This is a genomic window from Pseudoalteromonas lipolytica (assembly GCF_001306915.1).
Lineage (GTDB): Bacteria > Pseudomonadota > Gammaproteobacteria > Enterobacterales > Alteromonadaceae > Pseudoalteromonas > Pseudoalteromonas simplex.
The window spans coordinates 36,046-57,061 of the sequence record NZ_LJTC01000010.1 but is presented as its reverse complement, the minus strand read 5'-3'; the positions used below and the strand labels follow the sequence as shown (position 1 = coordinate 57,061).

The 21,016-nt window shown below is 39.4% G+C and carries 24 protein-coding genes; 7 read left to right on the top strand and 17 right to left on the bottom strand.

Translation table 11 applies throughout. The features are described 5' to 3' along the window. Positions 1-4: 4 nt before the first annotated feature. Positions 5-1,156, bottom strand: a complete 1,152-nt coding sequence (locus AOG27_RS15045; protein WP_054553826.1) for a glycosyltransferase — start codon at positions 1,154-1,156, stop codon at positions 5-7. A gap of 220 nt (positions 1,157-1,376) precedes the next feature. Here AOG27_RS15045 and AOG27_RS15040 point away from each other — a divergent pair, with 220 nt between their 5' ends. Next, entirely contained in the window at positions 1,377-2,291 is a 915-nt protein-coding gene (locus tag AOG27_RS15040; RefSeq protein WP_054553825.1) for a glycosyltransferase family 2 protein, read from the top strand. Next, positions 2,291-2,695, top strand: coding sequence for a response regulator (locus tag AOG27_RS15035; protein WP_054553824.1), 405 nt, complete (start codon positions 2,291-2,293; stop codon positions 2,693-2,695). The genes AOG27_RS15040 and AOG27_RS15035 overlap by 1 nt, the downstream gene beginning before the upstream one ends. On the opposite strand, the gene AOG27_RS15030 is transcribed toward AOG27_RS15035, so the two are convergent. The 4 genes from AOG27_RS15030 to AOG27_RS15015 form a co-directional block, all read right to left on the bottom strand. After that, positions 2,668-3,579, bottom strand: coding sequence for an endonuclease/exonuclease/phosphatase family protein (locus AOG27_RS15030; RefSeq protein WP_054553823.1), 912 nt, complete (start codon positions 3,577-3,579; stop codon positions 2,668-2,670). The two genes, AOG27_RS15035 and AOG27_RS15030, sit on opposite strands and share 28 nt — an antisense overlap. A gap of 181 nt (positions 3,580-3,760) precedes the next feature. Further along, on the bottom strand, positions 3,761-4,195 hold the full coding sequence (locus AOG27_RS15025; RefSeq protein ID WP_054553822.1) for an acyl-CoA thioesterase: 435 nt from the start codon (positions 4,193-4,195) through the stop codon (positions 3,761-3,763). Between the two features lie 5 nt (positions 4,196-4,200). Further along, positions 4,201-5,019, bottom strand: coding sequence for a M23 family metallopeptidase (locus tag AOG27_RS15020; protein ID WP_054553821.1), 819 nt, complete (start codon positions 5,017-5,019; stop codon positions 4,201-4,203). After that, entirely contained in the window at positions 5,012-5,869 is an 858-nt protein-coding gene (locus tag AOG27_RS15015) for a 6-carboxytetrahydropterin synthase (RefSeq protein ID WP_054553820.1), read from the bottom strand. The genes AOG27_RS15020 and AOG27_RS15015 overlap by 8 nt, the downstream gene beginning before the upstream one ends. A gap of 207 nt (positions 5,870-6,076) precedes the next feature. Here AOG27_RS15015 and fabA point away from each other — a divergent pair, with 207 nt between their 5' ends. Next, a complete protein-coding gene (fabA, locus tag AOG27_RS15010) occupies positions 6,077-6,592 on the top strand; it encodes a bifunctional 3-hydroxydecanoyl-ACP dehydratase/trans-2-decenoyl-ACP isomerase (RefSeq protein WP_054553819.1) in 516 nt (171 codons plus the stop codon). 64 nt (positions 6,593-6,656) lie between these two features. On the opposite strand, the gene rmf is transcribed toward fabA, so the two are convergent. Then, positions 6,657-6,827: a ribosome modulation factor gene (rmf, locus tag AOG27_RS15005; protein WP_036968408.1), complete on the bottom strand. Its 171-nt coding sequence runs from the start codon at positions 6,825-6,827 to the stop codon at positions 6,657-6,659. A 373-nt stretch (positions 6,828-7,200) separates the two neighbouring features. Here rmf and AOG27_RS15000 point away from each other — a divergent pair, with 373 nt between their 5' ends. Then, positions 7,201-7,833, top strand: a complete 633-nt coding sequence (locus AOG27_RS15000) for a TetR/AcrR family transcriptional regulator (RefSeq protein WP_054553818.1) — start codon at positions 7,201-7,203, stop codon at positions 7,831-7,833. 61 nt (positions 7,834-7,894) lie between these two features. Continuing rightward, positions 7,895-8,884 (top strand): MDR family oxidoreductase, encoded by a 990-nt coding sequence (locus AOG27_RS14995; protein ID WP_054553817.1) that lies wholly within the window; start codon positions 7,895-7,897, stop codon positions 8,882-8,884. Positions 8,885-8,931: 47 nt separating this feature from the next. Here AOG27_RS14995 and AOG27_RS14990 read toward each other — a convergent pair whose 3' ends face one another. Next, the gene (locus tag AOG27_RS14990; RefSeq protein ID WP_054553816.1) at positions 8,932-9,498 is read right to left on the bottom strand and encodes a hypothetical protein; all 567 of its coding nucleotides are present in this window, start codon (positions 9,496-9,498) and stop codon (positions 8,932-8,934) included. A gap of 183 nt (positions 9,499-9,681) precedes the next feature. Here AOG27_RS14990 and AOG27_RS14985 point away from each other — a divergent pair, with 183 nt between their 5' ends. Continuing rightward, positions 9,682-10,098 carry a VF530 family DNA-binding protein gene (locus tag AOG27_RS14985; RefSeq protein ID WP_054553815.1) on the top strand — a complete coding sequence of 139 codons (417 nt, stop codon included), beginning with the start codon at positions 9,682-9,684 and terminating at the stop codon, positions 10,096-10,098. A 183-nt stretch (positions 10,099-10,281) separates the two neighbouring features. After that, positions 10,282-10,812, top strand: coding sequence for a lactoylglutathione lyase (gene gloA / locus AOG27_RS14980; RefSeq protein WP_054553814.1), 531 nt, complete (start codon positions 10,282-10,284; stop codon positions 10,810-10,812). 169 nt (positions 10,813-10,981) lie between these two features. On the opposite strand, the gene AOG27_RS14975 is transcribed toward gloA, so the two are convergent. From AOG27_RS14975 to AOG27_RS14930, 10 genes are all read right to left on the bottom strand, one after another. Then, positions 10,982-11,380, bottom strand: coding sequence for a biotin/lipoyl-containing protein (locus tag AOG27_RS14975; RefSeq protein ID WP_054553813.1), 399 nt, complete (start codon positions 11,378-11,380; stop codon positions 10,982-10,984). A gap of 14 nt (positions 11,381-11,394) precedes the next feature. Then, positions 11,395-12,066, bottom strand: coding sequence for an RDD family protein (locus AOG27_RS14970; RefSeq protein WP_054553812.1), 672 nt, complete (start codon positions 12,064-12,066; stop codon positions 11,395-11,397). 38 nt (positions 12,067-12,104) lie between these two features. After that, positions 12,105-13,925: a protein kinase domain-containing protein gene (locus tag AOG27_RS14965; protein ID WP_054553941.1), complete on the bottom strand. Its 1,821-nt coding sequence runs from the start codon at positions 13,923-13,925 to the stop codon at positions 12,105-12,107. Between the two features lie 55 nt (positions 13,926-13,980). Then, the gene (locus AOG27_RS14960) at positions 13,981-14,469 is read right to left on the bottom strand and encodes a hypothetical protein (protein ID WP_054553811.1); all 489 of its coding nucleotides are present in this window, start codon (positions 14,467-14,469) and stop codon (positions 13,981-13,983) included. Between the two features lie 108 nt (positions 14,470-14,577). After that, the gene (locus AOG27_RS14955) at positions 14,578-15,339 is read right to left on the bottom strand and encodes an SDR family oxidoreductase (RefSeq protein WP_054553810.1); all 762 of its coding nucleotides are present in this window, start codon (positions 15,337-15,339) and stop codon (positions 14,578-14,580) included. A 9-nt stretch (positions 15,340-15,348) separates the two neighbouring features. Continuing rightward, the gene (mmsB, locus tag AOG27_RS14950) at positions 15,349-16,239 is read right to left on the bottom strand and encodes a 3-hydroxyisobutyrate dehydrogenase (RefSeq protein WP_054553809.1); all 891 of its coding nucleotides are present in this window, start codon (positions 16,237-16,239) and stop codon (positions 15,349-15,351) included. 17 nt (positions 16,240-16,256) lie between these two features. Next, positions 16,257-17,399 carry an enoyl-CoA hydratase/isomerase family protein gene (locus AOG27_RS14945; RefSeq protein ID WP_054553808.1) on the bottom strand — a complete coding sequence of 381 codons (1,143 nt, stop codon included), beginning with the start codon at positions 17,397-17,399 and terminating at the stop codon, positions 16,257-16,259. Further along, positions 17,399-18,178, bottom strand: coding sequence for an enoyl-CoA hydratase (locus AOG27_RS14940; protein WP_054553807.1), 780 nt, complete (start codon positions 18,176-18,178; stop codon positions 17,399-17,401). The genes AOG27_RS14945 and AOG27_RS14940 overlap by 1 nt, the downstream gene beginning before the upstream one ends. A 10-nt stretch (positions 18,179-18,188) precedes the next feature. Next, positions 18,189-19,346 (bottom strand): acyl-CoA dehydrogenase family protein, encoded by a 1,158-nt coding sequence (locus AOG27_RS14935; protein ID WP_054553806.1) that lies wholly within the window; start codon positions 19,344-19,346, stop codon positions 18,189-18,191. Between the two features lie 110 nt (positions 19,347-19,456). Then, entirely contained in the window at positions 19,457-20,947 is a 1,491-nt protein-coding gene (locus AOG27_RS14930; RefSeq protein ID WP_054553805.1) for a CoA-acylating methylmalonate-semialdehyde dehydrogenase, read from the bottom strand. Between the last annotated feature and the right edge of the window lie 69 nt (positions 20,948-21,016).

Sequence of the window (21,016 nt, the reverse complement as noted above, 5' to 3'; positions counted from 1 at the left end):
TTCCTTACAAAGCTTCAACCCACTTTGATAGTTGTTTAGCCTGGTTAAATGCATTGTAGTGCTGATTAACATGTTGTTTTGCATTTTGGCCGAGTAAATAGCGTTTATGAGGTGACAACTGATGAAATTTATAAAGCATCTTGCTAATACCAGAGATACTGCTAGGCATACATTTCATGCCAACATTAGGCGTAACAATTTCATTCGCACCCATTAAAGTGGTTGTTAAAACGGGTAAACCACATGCCATTGCCTCTTTTAAAACCAGTGGCCCTGTATCTCGGTCACCATTTTTAGCGACACAAAATGGGGCAATCAAAGCTGAATAATTCACTAGGTTTTCACTTACCCAAGCATGAGGTTTTTCACCTAGAAACCGGACTGACTTTCTTACGCCAAGCTCTTCAGCCATATACATTAGGTCGTTGATCATTGGACCGTCGCCAACGATATCTAAAGTAATACCAAATTCTTTAGGCATATGTTTAAGAGCTGGTAATAAGAATTGAAGCCCTTTCTTTTCGACTAGCCTACCTATAAAAATTAACCTTACAGATTCACTTAATGATGAAGGCGTTTGGTTAAATTTTGTAGTATCGATACCGCAGTGAAGTAATTTCACGTTACTTTTTTCGCATTTTTTAAACTGCATAGCCATTTCTTCACACACAGCGACAGAGAAATCACATAAAGCTAATTTCGAGTTTAAATCGGCACTATTCACATAAACATCATGGCCATGCCCTATCGAAGAGACAGTGATATTTGCCATTTTCGCAGCAACAATGCCATACGCTAAAGGGCCATGCATAAAATGGCAGTGCAAATGATCTATTTTGGCAACTTTAAGGTACTGAGCAATTTTGTAGCCATAGCCAATAAGAGATTGTGTAGATATCGAGCGAAACTGGATTGCAGTATTTATTGCTTTACTGAGTTTCACAACATTAAACATTGCGGGAAGTATTTTTTTAAAATCAGGCTTTTCAATCTCTTTGACCTCTATTGCACTTGATAAATTAATCAACACAGAGGTTTTTTCAAAAGTGAATACCGTCACTTTATGTCCAGCATCTAGAAGTGCATTAATTTCTGTGACAACAAATGTTTCTGATGCAACTGGGAAACTCGGAACTAAGATAGCGATGTGTTTCATAAAATGCTCCTACTAAAATATATGTAGAAACAAGGGCAATAACCATACCTGCTTTTTATGGGGTACTTTTCTCAATTTGAGACGTCAAATCTATAAATAATTGCAAAATGCAACGCACAAAAAGAAAAATCAGAGAATTATAGCCAATATCGAGCTAATAAAAGTGGCTTCTAAATTGCGTACTACAAGAATAATATGTTTAAGTTTTTGGAGTAATCTTATGTCTACTCAAGTTAGTGTAATCATCCCTAATTACAATTGTCTCAAGTATTTAGAGACATGCATAAACAGTATTTACCAACAAAATGATGTTAATTTTGAAATTATTATTGTTGATGATGGGTCTACTGACGGAAGCATAGACTACTTACAACAACTCGCTAAAACAAATAAAGAAGTACGTTTATTTACGCAAAATAGGAAAGGTGTCGTGGCAGCAAGAAACTTGGCCATCACACAAGCAAATTCAGAGTATGTTGCATTTTTAGATGCAGACGATTACTGGTCAAAAGATAAACTAGCTAAACAGTTTGCATTTCATAAAAAACACCCAGACTGTGTGTTAAGTTTTACTGACTACATGCACTTTAATGAAAAAAATGAAGACATAATCAGCTGTTTTGACTACTGGCCTGAATTCGACAGCAATAGAACGAACACAGAATTTCATTTGCTGAAAAACCCAATAAGTCAAATGATAACAACTAACATTGTTGGCACTTCATCTGTAATGGTTAAACGTGCCGCTTTGATTGACGTAGGCGGATTTGATCACAAATTAACAAGCGCAACAGATCTGGATTGTTGGTTAAAAATAGCTAAGCAAGGTGATGTAGCTTACAGCTCTTTGTGCGCAATGCACTACTTGATGCGAGCAAACTCAATAACTGCTAATAGAGAAAATCGATTAGCCGCAATGGTTGAAATTATACGCAGGAATCAATACGGGGTTACAAAAGGAGAATTAAAGAAAATAAAAGCACGTTTAAGTGAGTGTTATGGTGAGTTTTATAGAGAATTAGGTAATTACTCGAAAGCACTATCCTATTCAAATAAGGCATTTTGGCTATTTCCTCATAAGCGAAATTTTAAACATGTTCTTTATGATCTAAAACACTTATTGGGTGCAAGCTAATGAAAGAAACTGTATTAATAATTGATGATGATGAGGCAATTTTGCGCTCATTAAAACGGCTGCTAATTAGTAACTATTCTGTAGTTTGTTACAGTGATCCCTATGCAGCTATTGAATATGCGAAACAAAATGCGCTTGACCTGGTAATTTGTGATCTATTAATGCCTTCTTTGAGTGGTTTAGCTGTACTTGAGAAAATTAAGGCAGTAAAACCTTACAGTTCGCGTATGTTATTAACTGGCTATGCAGAGATGGAAGCATCTAAGCATGCAGTCAAAGATAAAGTCGCAACAATGATTACGGCAAAGCCTTGGGATAATTTTGAATTAAGTATGTTAGTAGAGATATTGATAGAAAATAGTAAATTAAGACAACTTCACTGTTTAGATAGTTTAACTTCATAGGTAAGCGACCTGTGGTCGCTACCTTTAACGAAACTAGTATTAATATTAGTTAGCCTAATTTTCTCACTTGCAATACAATGGTCAATAGGAAGACCTAAAACTGGTAAGCCATTATATTGAATTTTAGAAGGCCAAGTTACATAAAATCCACTACGATCAAAGCAATTATTATCAGCTTCAATAAAATAGCGCGACCATGGAACCGTGTTAAAATCCCCTGCAATTAACCAATTCCCTCCTAAAGTTTTAATTTCGTTTTGCACTTTACTTAAAACAGAGTTGCGTTGCGTCCATAGAGTTCTATCTCTTGGTGATGGAGGATGAAAAACAAGGCTATTTAACATAATGTTATTATGCAAAAAACTAAGTTTTACATAGCCTAGTTTTGGATTATCAAAACGTTTAATTTGTTTTTGGATAATCGGAAGTTTTGAGATAACGATTATACCAAAAGGCGCGCCTTCAACTTCAGCATAACCAAACAAATGATATTCTGTGTTGAGATTATCAAGAACATGACGCTGTGTATCATTAAATTCTAATAACACCAGGATATCATTTTTCTCTTCTATCATTTGGTTATAGATAATCTGTTGTAAGTTAGGGTTACTATATTGTAGGTTTATTTGTGTAACCTTAATATCACCGACCTCCCTCTGATTAGATGAGTAAGGTTTAAAGTGCACTAAAGTCAAAATTGTACTTAAAACTAGTAAGCTTGATGCCATCTTTTTACTGTAAAAATAGCATAACCCTACAGGTAAAAAGCTAACTAAAATTAACTGACCTCTTAGCGCTGCGATTAAATCCAGCATATAAGAATCTAATTGATTAAAAGCTAAAAATAAAAGAACGCCATAAAGAACCAGAATTAGTAAACGCATAGCCACCCTCCTCTGATTACTTATAGTCTTATTTCTTAATCTTTGCTGAGATAATATTTACACAAAATTTAGTATGATGTGTTCTTTTGTGTGTAAAAATAAATACCCGCAGGTACTTATTTTTTAAGTTTAATACCAATTCGCTTAATTAAGTTTTATTGCGAATTGGTATAGCCGTGCTTTATTCGAAACCGTTGATCATTTTATCGCAAACAACCGGTGTTGGCCTGTGATTATCATCAACAGCTACAAACGTGAAACTGCCAGAAATAGCTAAGTGTTTGTCATCTTTGTGCATTCTTTCTAAAAAGATTTCAACATCAACTTTAAGGCTGGTATTACCTACATGCACAACTTTCGAGATAAGTTCTGCAAATGTACCTGCTGGAATGGCTTCTTTAAAATCTACACGGTCAGACGAAATCGTTACAAGTGGCTTACGACAAAAACGTGTAGCTGCAATAAATGCTACTTCATCCATCCAAGCTAATGCGTCACCACCAAATAAAGTATTGTGGTGATTAGTACGGCCAGGAAAAACTGTTTTTGTAACTGATGTTGTTGAATCAGCAATACGCTTTGCAATAATAGCGTCACGATCGATTTGTTGTATCATAGTCTCTACTTTTCATTAGCTAATGTGTCTTGCATCATTAGCGCAGGGTCAAGGCGTTCATTCTTCCAATTAAAACGCCAGTCTAAATGAGGGCCGGTTACGCGTCCGGTCGCGCCGATCTCCGCAATTTTATCGCCACGCTTAATTTCATCCCCTACTTTTACATCTAATTTGCTTAAATGAATATAAGTTGAAGTAACGCCATGGCCATGATCAAGAATTAAGGTACCACCAGAGTAATATAAGTCAGCATCAGCAAACACCACAGTACCGCTTACTGGTGCATACACTGGGCTACCCGTTTTATTGGCAATGTCTAATCCAAAGTGCGGGCGGCGAGGCTCACCATTAAAGTAACGCTGGCTACCATAAACACCTGAGATACGCCCAGTTGCCGGCTTATAAACAGGGTCTAAAAAGTATCGTAAATCCGAATTAACTTCGCGGGCTTTACGTACAGCAACAGCTTCACGGCTAATACGCTCAGACACTTCTTTTGGTGGCGAAACATACTTTTGTGCAACACCAGTAATTTTGTCAATTTTATAATCACGCTTAGTGATGACAATTGCTTGTTCGTGGCTAACACCTTTGCTGTCAGTCCAACTTAAGCTGTGATTTGTATCTGCATCACGGCCAAAACCAAATACAAACTCACCTTGAGAAGATAGTTTAAGTGGCTCGCCATTGAAACTGACACTTTTAGCACCTTCGATTTGCCCTGTTACTAAGCCACCTTGAGTTAAATGTCCTTTTAATTCGACAGCAGTAGCAGAAAGCGAAAACACCCCTGCTAATACTGCTAACAATAGTCCTTTACGCATAACTGATAGACCCTTTGCCAACCCCTTCGTAAGCTGTAATTTTAACTTCTGTATCAGGGTATTGGTTTTTAACTTGTGAACTTAAGTAGTCTGCAATGCACTCAACCGTAGTATCGCAAGGTAAAATGTCGCAGCGTGATTTGTCTATCGCCATTTCAAAATAGCCCTGCTGTGATGTGTAAGCAAAGCACACATCGTTCTCTTGTGCAGTTACATGCTTAAGGTCTGATTTATTGATTTCATCTTCAGCTGTTGCTAGATAAATGTCTTCCCATTTATCTGCCCACTCTTTTTGTAAGCGAGGCATAGCCATACCATCAAGGCTAATACCAATCTGAGAGCGATGACCATGAATAATACGCTGACAATTACCATCGTGCTTTTTAAGACCATGGCTGTAATGATAATAAAAACTTTGGCTATGCTCTGGGTATAAATTAATTTCAATCTTTTCAATGTTGCTAGGTAGCTCAGGCATAATTGTTTTAATTAAAAACTCGGTTACCGACTTTTCATCAATAACATCAGCATCGATTAAACAATATGCTTGGTTAGGAGCGCTCATAGCTAAGTGATAATTATCACCAAAATGACAATCTAGCACGCTGTGCTCAGCATGCTGTGTTAGTGAACCGTTTAGTGTGGCAGGCACAGCAAGTTTATGGTCGATACAGTTATCAATAATGCCCTTGATTTGCTTTTTAACTAAGCCAAAATCAAGCACCATCGACTCATCATTTAATTGACCGTGCAGAGTTAAATCCACAATCCAGCTCTCGCCAACTGCGCCGCGTTTATTACACAAGTAAGAAAAATCAATCACTGTCAGTGAGTTTACAAAAAGGATCATAAATTTCCTTTAGACTGGTTAAAGAATCACAGCAATTATAATGATTTTTACTTCACAATGCGCGGTTTTATCTCCCTTTATCAGCGACAGTTTAATTAAATGGTCATAAAACAAGCGAAAAATAGCAAATAATTAACTGCTCCGAGTTGTTTAGCGTACAAGTGTACGCTAAAGTACGGGGCAATTTCTAAGCGATGAATGAGAGTTATGGAACCTAAAAACAGCTATACAAAAGAAGAATTGGTCCTTTGCGGTCAAGGTGAAATGTTCGGTGAAGGCAACTGTCGTTTACCAAGTGACAACATGTTAATGATGGACCGCATTATCTCTATCACTGCTGATGGTGGTGAGCACGGTAAAGGCCAAATCGTTGCAGAACTAGATATCAACCCTGATCTTTGGTTCTTCGACTGTCACTTTAAAGGTGACCCAGTAATGCCTGGTTGTCTTGGTCTTGATGCTATGTGGCAATTAGTTGGTTTCTTCCTAGGTTGGTCTGGTGGTCCAGGTCTTGGTCGTGCACTTGGTGTAGGTGAAGTTAAATTCACAGGTCAAATCTTACCGACAGCTAAAAAAGTAACTTATCGTTTAGACATGAAGCGTGTAATTAAACGTAAATTATTCATGGGTATGGCTGATGGTACTGTAGAAGTAGATGGCCGCGTAATCTATGAAGCAAAAGATCTTAAAGTAGGTCTTTTCCAAGATACATCTGCATTCTAATATTAATTTGTAGATACAAAAAAGCCCCAAAGTGGGGCTTTTTTGCGTAAATAAGGTGCCTACTTTAAGTTTTAAACATATTTCGGTTTTCAATGGCTTCTCGCCAGCCGCCTAACCATTCTGATTTAGGGTCTATTTGTTGATAAGGGCATTGTTCTTTGGAACGGCCTGCCAAACCTGCTTTATAACCTTGAGAATGAGCTCTTTCTAAACGATCTCTTTTCTGTCTCTTCATAGGTAATATCCTCACCTTTTATATTTATAGATATGTAGCGAAATTGACATCTACATTTAATGAATAGTTAATAAAACTGTTAAATTCAAATAGCAAAAAGCAATTAAATAAATTGACAATAACTAACGTGCTGATGCTCAAATGAATTAACATTTTAAATGACTAAGTGGTCGTACCTCTTTAACTAAAACCATCTATTAATACACTTAAATTCAGCTAAAAACGATACAGCTCTTTTAGCTTCAATATTTGTGACCTAGCCTATTTCTACAAAGTTCCCAATTAAATTGTAATCATGACAAATTTGTGATGATTACAATTTAGTCTATTTATTACTTGCATATTAAAAACCGATCGGTCTAATATGGTGCTCATGGAAACAAATAACTCTGTGCCGAGCCGTCGTGGCAGGCCACCAAAAATAGCGCGTTCAAATGCAGATACGCGTGCCCTACTAATTAATACAGGGTTAGCCGTATTAACTGAAAAAGGCTTTAGCGCAACCGGCATTGATTTAATCTTAAAATCAGCACAAGTACCTAAGGGATCTTTTTATCATTACTTTAAAAGTAAAAATGATTTCGGCTTGGCACTCATAGATGCTTACGACAGCTATTTTCAGGCAAAGTTAAAACGCCACCTAGCAAACGATGCAACAACCCCTCTTGAAAGGATTGTACTGTTTGCTAATGACGCTAAACAAGGCATGGCAAAGTTTGAGTTTAATCGCGGCTGCTTAATTGGTAATTTAAACCAAGAGCTCAGCTACCTTAATGAAGCAATGATTGCACGTATTAAGCAGGCTTACACCAGCTGGCAAGCTCTAATTGAACACTGCTTAATAGACGCGAAGCAACAAAAACAAATACCTCAATCATCAGATTGTAAAATGCTTGCTGAGTTCTTCTGGATTGGCTGGGAAGGCGCAGTGATGCGCTCTAAACTTGATAAATCAAGTGAACCGCTTACCCTTTATACAGCTCAATTTTTACGCTTAATTTTATAATGCCGTTTTAATACGGTTTTATTTTAACCATTAAAAGACGATCGGTCTAAAAGGAGTCAACATGACAACATCAGTAAAATCGGTAGTTATCAACAAAGATGATCAAGGCTATCGTGCCGAATACACAGACTTTCCTGTAGAGAGCATCCACCAGCACGATGTAAATATTGATGTTGACTACAGCACTTTGAATTACAAAGATGCTTTAGCGATTACAGGTAAAGGCCCTGTGGTAAGAACATTTCCAATGATCCCAGGTATTGACCTTGCAGGCACAGTGACTGAGTCTAAAAGTGATGAATTTAAAGTAGGTGATAAAGTTCTGTTAAATGGCTTTGGTGTTGGGGAAAAATACCAAGGTGGTTTGAGTTCAAAAGCGTCTATGAGTGCAGATTGGCTTATCCCCCTTCCCGCTAATTTAACACCAAAACAAGCAATGCAAATTGGTACTGCGGGGTATACCGCAATGCTGAGTATCATCGCTTTAGAAAAACAAGGTATCACACCCCAAAGTGGCGAAATTCTTGTTACCGGTGCTAATGGCGGCGTGGGCAGTTTTGCTATCTATTTACTTAATAAGCTTGGCTTTGATGTTGTTGCCACAACAGGCCGTATGAACGAAGCAGATCACCTTGAAAAATTAGGCGCAAAACGTGTTTTATCTCGCGATGAATTCTCAGCACCTGGTAAACCACTGGCAAAAGAGCAATTCGCTGGTGCAATTGATTCTGTGGGTAGCCACACCCTTGCAAATGTGTGTGCATCGATTAAATACGGTGGTGTTGTAACAGCCTGTGGTTTAGCACAAGGTATGGACTTTCCGGCAACGGTAGCGCCGTTTATCCTTCGTGGCATTAGCCTAATGGGTATTGATAGCGTAATGCGCCCTAAAGCTGACCGAATTGAAGCATGGCAACGTTTAAGTGAGTTAGTTGAGGCGCAGTACCTAGATACTATTTCACAAGAAATTACGCTATCTGAGGCCATTGCAAATGCAGAAGCCCTATTAAAAGGTGAAATACGCGGCCGTGTAGTAGTTAATTGTAAGTAATAGATTTAAAGGCTCTAAACACCTTAGAGCCTTTTTAAAAAAAGAATTTAAACACCAAACGCCGCAAGCTTTTCGTTTAGTTCTTCCTTTGAAATTAATTGCATATCGTACTGTTTTTTAACTTTACGAATATTATCAAAATTATCCAATTTAAGCTGAGCTCTAGCTAATTTATCCTGCATCTCTTTTTCTGTTAATACATCCAGTTTCACAGCTTTCTCTAGCTTTTCTTTTTCTTCATCAAACTCACGTTGAAAAATTGCTTTTTCTTGTAGAATTATCTGATCTTTTAATTTTTTCTCAATTTCTACTGCTTCTTTCTCAAGCTCTATTTTTTTCTCTAAAAGAGGCTCTATTCTGTCGAGTGTATCTTTTAGAACAGCTTCAACATTTTCACCCTTATTATCGACTAAATTAGATACATACTTTTTACCAATGTCTTGGTAAGCAATATTTAGTTGCCCGTTAATTGAAGTAATTTCAGAATTAATCGCTGAAAGCTTTGATTTTTCTTTCGACGCAGTAGAGATATCACTGGTTAGTTTAGAGGTTGATTCACTAATATTTGTTCCAATTGTATTAGCTTGTGTTTTGATCTTATCAAAAAGTCCCATTTATAGATTCCTTAATCAATTTAATAAATTAGCCTCATGCCAATTCAAGCGCATAGATTACCCATATAAGGTAAACATGTAAACTTTTAAAATGGTTCGTATATCAAATTGATAAGCGGTATCTAAATTAGATCTTTCAAATTATAATTAACTAATTACGTAAACAATAAACAAGAGCATGATATGAGTAATAAAGAAATTTTCAGCAATAACCCGCTACAAGGTGTTGGTATTGAGCAAGTCGTAACAGAGCTTGTGGAACAATATGGCTGGGAATTACTCCACGCCTATATGCGGTTGAACTGCTTTAAGAATAATCCAGATGTTAAATCTACGGTTAAGTTTTTACGTAAAACCCAATGGGCTCAAGAAAAAGTCGAGAACTTTTATTTGTATCGTCTTAAAAACTTACCACGCCCAGACAATGTCAACTACGAATTACCGCCACGCGATCGCGTGATCCCTGCTGATCAAAAACCAGGTGAACCGTGTGAGTTAAGTTTTACCGACGCCAAACGCATTCACGCTAAAAAAGAAGCTAAACAACTTGCTCGAGCTAGAAAACAACGTTCAAGTGCGAGTAATCCTTGGGGTAATTGATTTTTAAGCTTTGAGCTGTAAGATGAAATAAGCCGCCTGTTTGGGCGGTTTTTTATTTGGGTTAGCAAATTAAGAACTGAAGATTTGTCTTAGCACATCAAAAATATTTGTTATTAATTTAAGGGTAACGTGAATATGTTAGACTAATTATATTACCAGAAATATCAGCTAAAAAGGATGTGTATGTCTAACTACAACGAATCACCTGAACAAATCGCAACCGCTACGCAAGGTTATGTAATGCAACAGACAATGTTGCGCATTAAAGATCCAAAGCCTTCTTTAGATTTCTATCAAAATGTTTTAGGTATGAAGTTACTTGGTAAATATGACTTCCCTAAAATGGAGTTTACGCTGTACTTTTTAGGTTATGAGCAAGACATGCCAACAGGCAGCGATAAAGAAAAAGCACAGTGGGTATTTCGCCGCCCTGCTCTTATCGAGCTTACACATAATTGGGGCACAGAAAATGACGACAGTTTTACAGGTTACCATAGTGGTAATGATGAACCAAAAGGCTTTGGTCATATCGGTATTAGCGTGCCAGATGTGTACGCAGCATGCGAGCGTTTTGCAAAATATGATGTTGAGTTTGTCAAAAAACCAGACGATGGCTCAATGAAAGGCTTAGCCTTTATTAAAGACCCAGATGGTTATTGGATAGAAATACTTTCTGCTGAAGGGATCACTGAGATCATTGAAGAGCATAAGTAAGGCTGCCCCTTTAATAACCTGCTATTTAGCAGGTTATTGAATTTTTCATTTTAAGGTTTTACTTATTAACTCAGAGTTCTCTTTAAAATAAAGATTCCATTAATTATCATTTGGTCATTGTTTAGCTTTAAATACACCTGTTAAAAGCCAAATAACATCATCTTCTCAGTTACAAACTTGTATAAATAATACCTACAATAGCCACAAAAAAAAGAACTAGCAGCCAATAATGTTGAACTTGATGGTTCTTACTCTTTTTATCTGAGGTGTTTACTTTAGAAGTAGCATTTTCCTTCGGTGTAGAGTGAACAAATCTAATTTCAGCGTTTTCATCAGGTAACATCATCCCAACTACTTGGTTAGCAGTAACATAATCCCCAGCTTTAACCTTAAATTCACTAATTTCACCTGCTTCAGACGCTTGAATTTCTAATATTGTTTTATCTGTTTCTATATCAAAGAGGGGGGAATTAACTAAAACAATATCGCCAACATCTACATGAACATTTGCTACCTTAACATCGCCAATATCATTTGGTAATTCAGGTATTTTTATTGGGATTGACATAGTCGCGCTCCTTATTACAACCTAACAACAACCGTTTTACCTATGAAGTCATGTATTGCACGACGCTTTTCATTAAACAGCATGGTTATAAATTCTGACAATGCCCATAGTGTAGCTAAAGAACTCAAACCCATAATTAAATAAGTTAAAAACTCATGTATGCTACCGAGTTGTTGTAACGATATTGAAATAGATAAAAGTAGTAGTATCCAAGATGAGTTAATAGCAATATTTACAGATTCTCGGCGAACCGATTGTTTAAGATTAATATCTGTTTCAGTGTCATGATCGAGGACTTTAACATCCATCACCATCTTACCAAGAGTTTGGCCATAAAACCCATGCATAAAAACAACGTAGCCAATATACTGAACGCCATTAACGGCTTGTAAAACCATGTTTTGGTTAGAGTATTCAACGCCAAAGAGTAAGCATTCAATATAAAGTAATGCTGTAAATATTAAACCATCAATAATCGCGGCCCAAAAACGAGGCCAAAAAGTAGCATACCTTTTACTCGTTTCTAGCTCTTCAAACTCTGCTTTTATTTCTGGGTCTTTTATTTTATTTGCTATCTCTAATTCTAACTCTTGTGCTCTTTGTGGGAAGCTATCTTTATCAATATATTTTTGAGCATCTAGAAGCTCATTCAATGAATAATTTTTATAATTTGGGGTGTAGTCCATGTTTGTTATTCTCCTTACTGCTTTAATTTAGTCAGCTTTTAGCATTTAGCTCTTTTTGGGTCTCGCGGATAAAACTCATCGGGCTGTTTAGTACACAAATCAAATTCACGAGTATTCTTGTAAGGTAGCTTCATAAATCCTGCTACACCCACATCTGTGATATTAACCGCGTATTGCATGAGCTTACTTAATAAACGTTTAAATTCTGGTTCTTTACTGGCATCTAGCAGACGATAGTAATGGTGTATCTTCATCCTATCAGGTAAGGCTTCAAAAATAATACAGCCTGTATGGTGTATTTGGTTTAGCTCAAATACGCACTTTATAACCTTTTTCGGGAGCTGTAATTGCTCATCAGGGTCTTTACCATCTTCAAAGTACGAATGCGGTCTGGTTACGTCTGAGGCTTGTACATCCATTACTTCGTAATCAAGCTCAGGTAAATTCTCAAACTTAAACGCACCTGTGCCATCACGTTCGAGCTGAATGGTCTTACGCGCATCAAACAAACAACATTTAAAGAGACCTTTTTGTTCAATCCCCTGTGCTAACATCACCGTGTTGTTAATGGCATCGGTAAAGGCTGTACCAAGTGTTTCATCATGCAGGATAAGTGATGATTCAACAAACAGTGAGTTTTCTTTCCAATGAAAACTAAGGCCCCCTACTACCGGATATTTTGCTAATCGGCTAATAGAGGCCAAAAATGCTTTTTCGGTGTCGCCGGTATCAAATAAAAACTCTTTGTAGTACCTGTCGAGCTGGGCATCGTTTACATCAAGTAATTGTTGATTATGGTCCGCTTGTCTTAAAAATTGTTTACGTGAGCTATAAACTACCGTGTCTGGGTGTTCATCAAACTCACTAAACCAATAAGGGATATAAGGGCGAATGACTTTACGGGGCAGCTCAGGGAGGTAAGCTTTAGCCATTGTAGGCATGTTTCGCATAAAATAATCACCAGCGCCATCTCTGGTTGCCTTATCTTTTGAAAGCATACCGTCAATAACCCGGGCAAGCTCCATAGGTAAATTCAGGCTTGTAGCCGGAATAACCGCCGCACCAAATCGGCAAGATTGTGCAGATGCCAGTGCATAAAGAGTTGAAGCAACACCTTGCTCATCAAAACGTGGCGATGACTGCCCGCCCGACATTTGCTCATCACCAATAAAATACACATCACCCATACGTGCATTGGTTGTGCTTATATCAGCAGACATAAGATCCATAAAGTTGCTAGCAACCGGATTACCTTCAGCATCTATTTGTGCATAAACAGAACTGCCCCAGTCTACCAACGACAACTTATTAGTTTGTTCATCATAAACAATGTTAGAGGGTTTAATATCGCCATGTACAATAGGCTGTGGGCTTAAGCCATTTTTGTGTTCACGTAAATCTACCAGCACATTACGTAGCCTAAGAGCAAGCGCCATGACTTTTGCTGCACTAAAACGCCCCTGCTTGATGGAAATTTTTTCTAAGTCTTCACCTAGAGCCCGCTCCATCATTAAAATGCCTTGCTTTTTAATGCGTTCAAAGGCATAAAATTTTGGCACCAGCGGATTATTAACTTGCGAGAGCATGTACGCTTCGTCTTCTAGACGATCACGTACACTTTGTGCAAGGGTTATCCGTGAAAACTTAAATACCCAAGGTAGGTCTTCATCATCAACACCGGCAAAAACAAATCCAAACGCACCAGAACCAATTAATTCAACGTAACTGTAACCAAGCAAAGTAAGCTGTTTAATACAAATGTTAAGCCATTGACGGTGCTTTTTAGCATCATGGTGAGACAGCAAATAAACAGACTGCTCTTCATTGATATAAAAATTGCGGATTTGTTTGGGATTCACTGCATCTCTCAAAGTTAAGCGGCTTTTAACCGCTTAATTATTGAATGCTAGGCAGTTAATTACAAGGCTTTTGCTCTTCTATGATCCAGCCTTGATCTTTCATAACCAGTTCTGATACTGCGAAGGTTAAGCAACAAAAGATAACCAACTCTAATAAGGTAAGAATATCAGCGGCAAAACACCAGCCTAAAACCCCTGCAAATAAAAATGGGATTGCTTTTAAATACCAAGCAATTTGTCGGGTTTTACCATATGTGAGTTGATAACTGTGAACTAGCTCACCCTCACACTCTAATGTAATGGTAGAAGAAAACTTCCTGAATAAAGTCACTGAAATTGTTAATTGGCAGGCTTTACCATCAACATGAAACTCATGAACAGATTTTGTTTTAAAGTTACGTGATTCTGCTATTAATTCACCGTCTACTTTCAGAACTTCTTTACCTGAGTAAGCAGAACCCCAGTATTCAATTAAATGTTCACCCAGTTTGAAGTTGGCTTTAATTCCCTTGCTCATTGATACTGTAATGCCATCAGTGTTCATAACAAATCTCCTTATCATTATGAATTTAAAATACTTTAAAAATAAAAAAACGGCAAGCTATGCTTACCGTTTTGGTACTTTCAATGGGTAAAGGGTTACCATTTCAAACTAAAGGCGGATACCGCCATCAATTTCAACAACACGACCTGTAAAAAAGTCGTTCTCTACAATGTATTGTGCTGTTTGAGCAATTTCATCTGCTTCACCAAAACGACCCACTGGCGTTACCGCCATCATCCGTTGTTTTGCTTCTGGTTTCATTGCATCTGTCATTGCTGTGCGAATAACACCTGGTGCGATTGCACCAACACGGATACCAAAGCGACCTAGTTCTTTCGCCCAACCCGTTGTCATCGCAACAACACCGGCTTTAGACGCAGCATAGTTTGTTTGGCCAATATTACCTGCACGAGCAACACTCGACATATTAACGATAACGCCACCTTTGCCAGACTCAATCATGTGACTCGCAGCTTCACGTCCTGCTAAGAATACACCAGTTAGGTTCACATCAATCACAGATTGAAATTGAGCCAGCGACATTTTATCTACCACTTTGCCTTCTTTTGCTTTGATAAACATACCATCGCGTAAGATACCTGCGTTATTAATTAACACGCCGATATGGCCAAAGTCTTTGTTAATCGTGTTAAACGTTGCTACTACAGCGTCTTCATCTGTAACATTAGCAGCATACGCCATGACTTTTGTGCCATGCTTGGCAAGCGCTGATACTGCAGTATCTAGTACATCTTGTTGCATATCGATAAGGGCGATGTTCGCGCCAAGGGATGCAAATTTCTCGGCCATAGCAAAGCCTAAACCTTGCGCACCACCGGTAATTACGATGTTGTTGTTTTTAATTTCCACAACAATCTCCTACTTCGAGAATAATTTAAAAATAGCACTAAAATCATCACTACCCGCACCTTGATGCTGAAGAATAGTGTATAGATTCTTCGCCATTGACCCCATTGGGGTAGATGAATTACTTTGCTGAGCCGCTTCCATAGCAAGACCTAAGTCTTTCGCCATTAAATCAACCATAAAGCCCGGTTTATAATCATTACTTGCTGGCGCCGTTTCCATTACACCAGGGCATGGGTTGTAAAGCTCAAGTGTCCAGTTACGACCAGAGCTTGCGCTCATAATGTCACTTAACACTTTTGGATCAAGCCCGTTGTTAATTCCCATTTGTAGTGCTTCGCTAGTACCAGCCATTAAAATGCTTAGCAGCATGTTGTTACAGATTTTTGCGACTTGGCCTGCGCCAATATCACCAGCATGGAAGATGTTTTTACCCATATCTACTAGAGCCAGCTTGGCTTTTTCAAAGTGGCTTTGCTCACCACCGACGATAAAGGTTAAAGTACCCGCTGTTGCACCTGCAACACCACCTGATACTGGTGCATCAACAAAATCAATACCTTTTTGAGCAAGCTCGCTACCCACTTGACGCGCTGATTCTGCATCAATGGTTGAGCAGTCAATCACTAAAGTTTTGCTATCAAGTAAGTTGATAAGGCCTGTTTCGCCTAAATAAAGAGACTTAACGTGTTTGCTTGCTGGTAGCATACTGATAAAAATATCAGCGCCAATGGCACACTCAGCTGCATCGTTTGCAGCAATTGCACCTTTATCGGCAAGATCACTGACAGCTGCTTTATTTAAGTCAAACACACGAACTGTATGCCCTGCATTGACAAGGTTTGCCGCCATTGGGCCACCCATGTTGCCTAAACCAATAAATCCTATTGTTAATTTAGCCATTTGTTTACCCCTTGGACTTAAGATGACGTTAATGAGTTTAGTGGGTGAGATTGCTCATCCCAGCGTGCTGTAAAGAAGCTATCTACAACTGTTTCGTCGATATCGCTAATCGATTTAAACTGCCAGTTAGGTGCACCGTCTTTGTCGATTAGTAGCGCACGAACGCCTTCTTGGAACTCGCCTACTTCGCCACAACGAACCGACATGCCTAACTCCATTTTGAAGCAATCTGCTAACGTCATCTCTTTTGAATTAGCTAATTGACGTTCTACCAGCGCACAACTAAGCGGACAACCATGCGCTAATGACTTTTGCGCACGAGTAAGCCATTTGTCTTCAGTTTGTAAAGCTTGAATGTAGTCAATTTTCCCCTGCAATGAATCAAACTCAGCCAGCTTTTGAATAACCGGTAAGTTATCTTTTACATTGCCTTTAGGAACACGGCCTGAAATATTATCAATAGAGATTAGAATATTTGTCAGCTTTTCGTGGTTTAATGAGGCTGTTTTGCCCCACTTTTCAGCGGTGATAGCCGTTAAAATAGCGTCATATTTATCTGCTGTTGCATAGTGATCTGCAAGATTAACAAACAAGGCATCTTCAGCATTGATAGACGCCGCAGTTAACCCTAAGAATAGACCCACTTGCTCAGGCATTTTATGTAAGAAATAACTGCCCCCCACATCTGGGTATAAACCAATGGTTAGCTCAGGCATTGCAATACACGATGTTTCTGTTACCACTCGGTGACTCGCCCCAGCCATTAAGCCAAGGCCGCCACCCATAACAATGCCATTACCCCAAAGTAATATTGGCTTTTCATAGCAGTGAATTAGATAGTCTAATTTGTACTCAAGGGTAAAAAAGTCTTCAATGTAGTTAGCTGGCTCACCTGTGCTCATTGCTTTATGCAGGCTTACTACATCGCCACCGGCACAAAATGCTTTTTCGCCAGCCCCTTTTAGAATGACCATGGCAACGGCGTCATCGTCAGCCCATTTTCTAAGCTGAGGCTCAAGCAGTTGGATCATGTCGTAATTTAAAGCGTTTAACGACTTAGGTGCATTGAGTGTCGCAATTGCAATAAGGCCACTCTCGGCCTCTGCAGTTTCAAACACCACAGGCGCATCTTGATGATTTAGTAGTGTTACGTTAGTCATTAGCCATTTACCCAATTTGCTTTACGCTTTTCTAAGAACGCATTCACGCCTTCTTTTTGGTCTTTCGTATCAAACAATTGTACAAATAACTCACGCTCTAATGGCAACGCATGAGCCATAGGTTGTGTGCGACCTTTTTGAATAAGCTCTTTACATGCCGTCACAGCAACTGGGCTTTGCTCGCCAACTTGGTTAGCAAGTTTCATTGCTGCAGCTAAGCTCTCACCAGTGCCAACAACTTCTTCAACAAGGCCAATTTCGCGAGCTTTGTCTGCTTTTAGGCGCTCGCCACATAAGATCATGCGTTTTGCCCAGCCCTCACCAACAAGCCACGCAAGGTTTTGCGTACCGCCAGCACAAGGCAGTAAGCCAACTTTCGCTTCAGGCAGTGCCATTTGAGCTTGCTCTTCAGCTATACGAATATCACAAGCAAGAGCCACTTCAAGACCACCACCCATGGCATAACCATTAATTGCCGCGATTGATACACCACGGAAATTGGTTAATGCTTCAAATGCATCACCAAACACTTTTGACATAGTGGCAGCAACGCCTTTGTCACCGCTGGCAAACACGTTTAAATCAGCACCTGCACTAAAGAACTTTTCACCTTGGCCTGTAATCACTAATGCATAGACATTTTTGTTAGCATTTAGCTCAGTTACAGTGTCTTTAAGCGCGGTTAATGTATCTTGTGTCCAGGTATTCGCTGGCGGGTTATTCATAGTTAAAACCGCTACGTTACCTTCAATATTTAAATCAATCGATGGATTAGACATAGGTTGCTCCTTATAGAATGTCGCCAGCTGACTCAGCTAAGATACGACGTGCGATAATCACACGCATAATTTCATTTGTGCCTTCAAGAATTTGATGCACACGGACGTCTCTGAAATGACGCTCTAATGGGTATTCTTTGATGTAACCGTAACCGCCGTGAATTTGTAGTGCGTCGTCACAGACTTTAAAACCAACATCTGTAGCAAAACGTTTTGCCATCGCGCAGTAGGTGGTTTTTTCGCTGTCACCGGTATCTAGTTTAAATGCGGCTAAGCGTACCATTTGACGAGCGGCAACAAGCTCGGTGTTCATATCAGCAATCTTAAATTGCAGTGCTTGGAAAGCAGCTAAAGGCTTACCAAATTGCTCACGTTCTTTTAGGTATTCGCGCGCAGTATTAAGAGCTGCTTGTGCTGTACCTAATGAACAGGTAGCAATATTAATACGACCACCGTCTAAGCCTTGCATTGCAAACTTAAAGCCTTCGCCTTCTTGACCTAATAAGTTAGCCGCAGGAATTCTGACACCTTCGAAGCTAATTAAACGTGTAGGCTGTGCATTCCAGCCCATTTTTTCTTCAGCTTTACCGTATTCGATACCTGCTGCGTCAGCTGGCACAACAAATGCCGAAATACCGGCAGCGCCTTCACCACCAGTGCGCGCCATAACTACAAGTAAATCAGTTTCACCAGCACCCGAGATAAACATCTTAGAGCCTGAGATCACATACTCATCGCCCTCTTTAACCGCTTTGGTTTTTAGCGATGCCGCATCAGAGCCAGAGCCAGGCTCTGTTAAACAGTAAGACGCAAGTAACTCACCCATTACTAATTGTTCACAGTATTGAGCTTTTACTTCCTCAGTACCAAAGCTTGCAATCATCCAGGTTGCCATATTATGAATGGTCAACATAGCGGTTGTTGCGGTACAACCCATGGCAAGCTGCTCAAAGATAATGCTTGAATCTAGGCGAGATAAACCTAAGCCGCCCGCTTCTTCAGGGGTATATAAACCACAAAAGCCTAGCTCACCGGCTGCTTTAATGGAGTCTTTAGGAAAAATGTGTTCTTGGTCCCACTTAGCAGCATGTGGAGCAAGTTCAGACTCTGCAAACTGACGGGCTGTTTCAGCAAATGCTTGCTGATCTTCGGTTAAATTAAAGTCCATAGTAGACCTCTATTTTGTTGTCTTATTCTTGTGTGAATAACGATTGTTGTCGTTTAAATGTGTGTTCTTTGAGCGAGCATGTGCTCGCTCAGCAGTAAATTAATTACGGCTTATTTAAGGTTGATACTCATGTTCGGACCTGAGGCGATATCATCCTCGAACCAACGTGAAGTAATTGTTTTCGTTTCTGTGTAAAAACGAATACCTTGCTTACCATAGGTGTGTTGATCACCGTAGAATGAGCCTTTCCAACCTGTGAAAGAGAAAAACGGTAGTGGCACAGGAATTGGCACGTTGATACCAACTTGACCTACTTCAATTTCATGTTGGAATTTACGTGCAGCAGCGCCGCTTGATGTGAATAACGAAGTACCGTTACCGTAAGGCGAGTTATTGATAAGCTCAATCGCCTCTTCAAGAGTATCTACGAACATACAAGCCAATACAGGACCAAAGATCTCTTCTTTGTATAAATCCATCTCGGTGGTTACATCAGTAAATAGCGTTGGACCAACCCAGTTACCTTGCTCGTAACCTTCAACAGTAAAGTCAGAGCCATCAATTAAGCACGTTGCACCTTGTTCTTTACCACTTGCGATAAGTGATAAAATACGGTCTTTAGCAGCTTTTGATGTTTGTGGGCCGTAAGCCGCGTTGGCATCATCCCATACACCTGGGCGTACGTTTTCAAAGCCAGCTTTAATTTCATCAACCCAGTCTTTTGCTTGACCAACAAATACAGCTACCGAAATACCCATACAGCGCTGACCCGCAGCACCTACAGACGCACCGACTAAGTTATTTACAACATGCGATTTACTGGCATCTGGCATAATAACCATGTGGTTTTTTGCACCTACACAAGCTTGTACGCGTTTAAGGTTTGCTGTGCCTTTTGAATAGATGTATTCACCTACACCACACGAACCAACAAATGAAATAGCACGTACTGCTGGGTCTTCTAATAAACGGTCAACTTGTGGTTTTGTACCGTGAACAACTTGTAACACCCCTTTTGGCGCGCCCGCTTCAACAAATAGTTCAGCTAAACGCATCGGTGTTAGTGGATCTTGCTCTGATGGTTTCAGAATAAAGGTGTTACCACACACAATAGCTAGTGGGAACATCCATAAAGGGATCATCGCAGGGAAGTTAAATGGCGTAATACCCGCACAGACACCCAGTGGCTGCATGTAAGAGTAAGTATCGATTTTACGCGCTACGTTTTCCATTGTTTCGCCCATCATTAGTGATGGAGCGTTTGCTGCTTGCTCAACAACTTCAATACCACGCCAAACATCGCCTTTGGCATCTTCAAATGTTTTACCCAGCTCATGACAAATAATCGTCGCAAGCTCGTCATGGTTTTCTTTTAGTAGTGCAGCGTATTTCATCATAATGCGCGCACGCTCAGAAATAGGCACTTCTTTCCATGTTTTAAATGTTTCTTTTGCAGAGGCAATGGCTGCATCCATTTCAGCATCCGTTGCACACGGAACTTGAGCTAACACTTCTTGGTTTGCAGGATTGATAACATCAATCAACTGCGTTGAACTTGATTGGGTAAATTCGCCGTTGATAAATAAAGGTACTTGGTGCATGAGGCACTCCTCCCCAGTGGGTATAAAGAGGCCGCAACATGATAGTTTTTAAAATACGTTGCGGCTGTG

Excerpts from the sequence above, each read along its gene's own strand:
- AOG27_RS15040 (WP_054553825.1), top strand. The coding sequence starts at position 1,377 with ATGTCTACTCAAGTTAGTGTAATCATCCCTAATTACAATTGTCTCAAG.
- AOG27_RS15025 (WP_054553822.1), bottom strand. The coding sequence starts at position 4,195 with ATGATACAACAAATCGATCGTGACGCTATTATTGCAAAGCGTATTGCT.
- AOG27_RS14930 (WP_054553805.1), bottom strand. The coding sequence starts at position 20,947 with ATGCACCAAGTACCTTTATTTATCAACGGCGAATTTACCCAATCAAGT.
- AOG27_RS15015 (WP_054553820.1), bottom strand. The coding sequence starts at position 5,869 with ATGATCCTTTTTGTAAACTCACTGACAGTGATTGATTTTTCTTACTTG.
- AOG27_RS15035 (WP_054553824.1), top strand. The coding sequence starts at position 2,291 with ATGAAAGAAACTGTATTAATAATTGATGATGATGAGGCAATTTTGCGC.
- AOG27_RS15000 (WP_054553818.1), top strand. The coding sequence starts at position 7,201 with ATGGAAACAAATAACTCTGTGCCGAGCCGTCGTGGCAGGCCACCAAAA.
- rmf (WP_036968408.1), bottom strand. The coding sequence starts at position 6,827 with ATGAAGAGACAGAAAAGAGATCGTTTAGAAAGAGCTCATTCTCAAGGT.
- AOG27_RS14990 (WP_054553816.1), bottom strand. The coding sequence starts at position 9,498 with ATGGGACTTTTTGATAAGATCAAAACACAAGCTAATACAATTGGAACA.
- AOG27_RS15045 (WP_054553826.1), bottom strand. The coding sequence starts at position 1,156 with ATGAAACACATCGCTATCTTAGTTCCGAGTTTCCCAGTTGCATCAGAA.
- fabA (WP_054553819.1), top strand. The coding sequence starts at position 6,077 with ATGGAACCTAAAAACAGCTATACAAAAGAAGAATTGGTCCTTTGCGGT.
- gloA (WP_054553814.1), top strand. The coding sequence starts at position 10,282 with ATGTCTAACTACAACGAATCACCTGAACAAATCGCAACCGCTACGCAA.
- AOG27_RS14940 (WP_054553807.1), bottom strand. The coding sequence starts at position 18,178 with ATGTCTAATCCATCGATTGATTTAAATATTGAAGGTAACGTAGCGGTT.
- AOG27_RS15020 (WP_054553821.1), bottom strand. The coding sequence starts at position 5,019 with ATGCGTAAAGGACTATTGTTAGCAGTATTAGCAGGGGTGTTTTCGCTT.
- AOG27_RS14935 (WP_054553806.1), bottom strand. The coding sequence starts at position 19,346 with ATGGACTTTAATTTAACCGAAGATCAGCAAGCATTTGCTGAAACAGCC.
- AOG27_RS14995 (WP_054553817.1), top strand. The coding sequence starts at position 7,895 with ATGACAACATCAGTAAAATCGGTAGTTATCAACAAAGATGATCAAGGC.
- AOG27_RS14975 (WP_054553813.1), bottom strand. The coding sequence starts at position 11,380 with ATGTCAATCCCAATAAAAATACCTGAATTACCAAATGATATTGGCGAT.
- AOG27_RS14985 (WP_054553815.1), top strand. The coding sequence starts at position 9,682 with ATGAGTAATAAAGAAATTTTCAGCAATAACCCGCTACAAGGTGTTGGT.
- AOG27_RS14970 (WP_054553812.1), bottom strand. The coding sequence starts at position 12,066 with ATGGACTACACCCCAAATTATAAAAATTATTCATTGAATGAGCTTCTA.
- AOG27_RS14945 (WP_054553808.1), bottom strand. The coding sequence starts at position 17,399 with ATGACTAACGTAACACTACTAAATCATCAAGATGCGCCTGTGGTGTTT.
- AOG27_RS15030 (WP_054553823.1), bottom strand. The coding sequence starts at position 3,579 with ATGCGTTTACTAATTCTGGTTCTTTATGGCGTTCTTTTATTTTTAGCT.
- mmsB (WP_054553809.1), bottom strand. The coding sequence starts at position 16,239 with ATGGCTAAATTAACAATAGGATTTATTGGTTTAGGCAACATGGGTGGC.
- AOG27_RS14960 (WP_054553811.1), bottom strand. The coding sequence starts at position 14,469 with ATGAACACTGATGGCATTACAGTATCAATGAGCAAGGGAATTAAAGCC.